Source organism: Pseudoalteromonas sp. SR45-5, from assembly GCF_014163565.1.
In the GTDB taxonomy this organism is placed as follows: Bacteria; Pseudomonadota; Gammaproteobacteria; order Enterobacterales; family Alteromonadaceae; genus Pseudoalteromonas; species Pseudoalteromonas distincta.
The window spans coordinates 1-904 of record NZ_JACJDN010000974.1; the positions used below are offsets into that span (position 1 = coordinate 1).

The window sequence follows — 904 nt, forward strand, 5'->3', positions numbered from 1 at the left end:
TAAATAAATTAACTAAATGATTTTAGTGTCGCCGGTATTAAATGCTAAAACGTATGCTTCTTTTTTGGCCCTAGTGAGCTTTTTTAATTGATACTCAAGTTTACTTGCTTCACTTTTATTACCAACTTGTTGTTGATGAATAAGTAAAAGCGGCCCTTTCCCTCTAAGGTTTTTGGCCCCTTTGCCGGCTTGATGAGTTGCAAAGCGTTTTTCAACATTAGTCGTGATCCCTGTGTACCAATGACCAAATCGTGTCTCAACTATATATAAAAACCAAGTAGACTCCGTTTTTAAAATATTCGTTTCGATGTGCTGTAAACTTTTTTCATTATTTATGGTCAAAACATTACCTTAACGCCCTTAACATAAAACAATTGCTTAAAAGGGTTTTACCTTCAGTGACTAATCGGTATCATGCAGATTATAAAAAATAAGGATCACAACTAACAATGCAGTCGTTAAAAACTTTTTCTCTTTGGCTTATCGTTGCTTTAACACTTAGCTCAGCAGCAGGTTGCTCTAGCTGGGTATACCGAATTAACATCCCACAAGGCAACTTTTTAGAGCAATCGGATGTTGAAAAACTTCGTGTAAATATGACTCGAGAGCAAGTTGTTTACGTATTAGGCAGACCTATTGCCGAGGACGCCTTTGATAACAATACTTGGCGTTATATTTACAGCTTTAATAAGGGCCGTAAAAACGAGCAAAATAAAGAGTTAGTAATTAACTTTGAAAATGAAAAGTTAGTTTCAATCTCAGGGGATTATGACCAACCTGAAAACTTTACTACACCGCTCGAGCAATAAATTTCTCAAGTGGTAAAAAAAGGTGAGCATGGCTCACCTTTTTTATTGGTTTATTTAAAAGCTTTTACCATTTTAAACAACGTTAGCGTGTGATT

At 35.4% G+C, this 904-nt stretch carries 2 protein-coding genes; one reads left to right on the forward strand and one right to left on the reverse strand.

Features of this window, described 5'->3' with window-relative positions:
• Positions 1-12: 12 nt before the first annotated feature.
• Positions 13-342, reverse strand: coding sequence for a GIY-YIG nuclease family protein (locus tag H5072_RS20440; protein WP_182694634.1), 330 nt, complete (start codon positions 340-342; stop codon positions 13-15).
• Between the two features lie 107 nt (positions 343-449).
• On the opposite strand from H5072_RS20440, the gene H5072_RS20445 reads away from it, so the two are divergent.
• A complete protein-coding gene (locus H5072_RS20445; protein WP_004335706.1) occupies positions 450-809 on the forward strand; it encodes an outer membrane protein assembly factor BamE in 360 nt (119 codons plus the stop codon).
• Positions 810-904: the final 95 nt, after the last annotated feature.

Coding starts and splice junctions, on each gene's coding strand:
- H5072_RS20445 (WP_004335706.1), top strand. CDS start 450: ATGCAGTCGTTAAAAACTTTTTCTCTTTGGCTTATCGTTGCTTTAACA.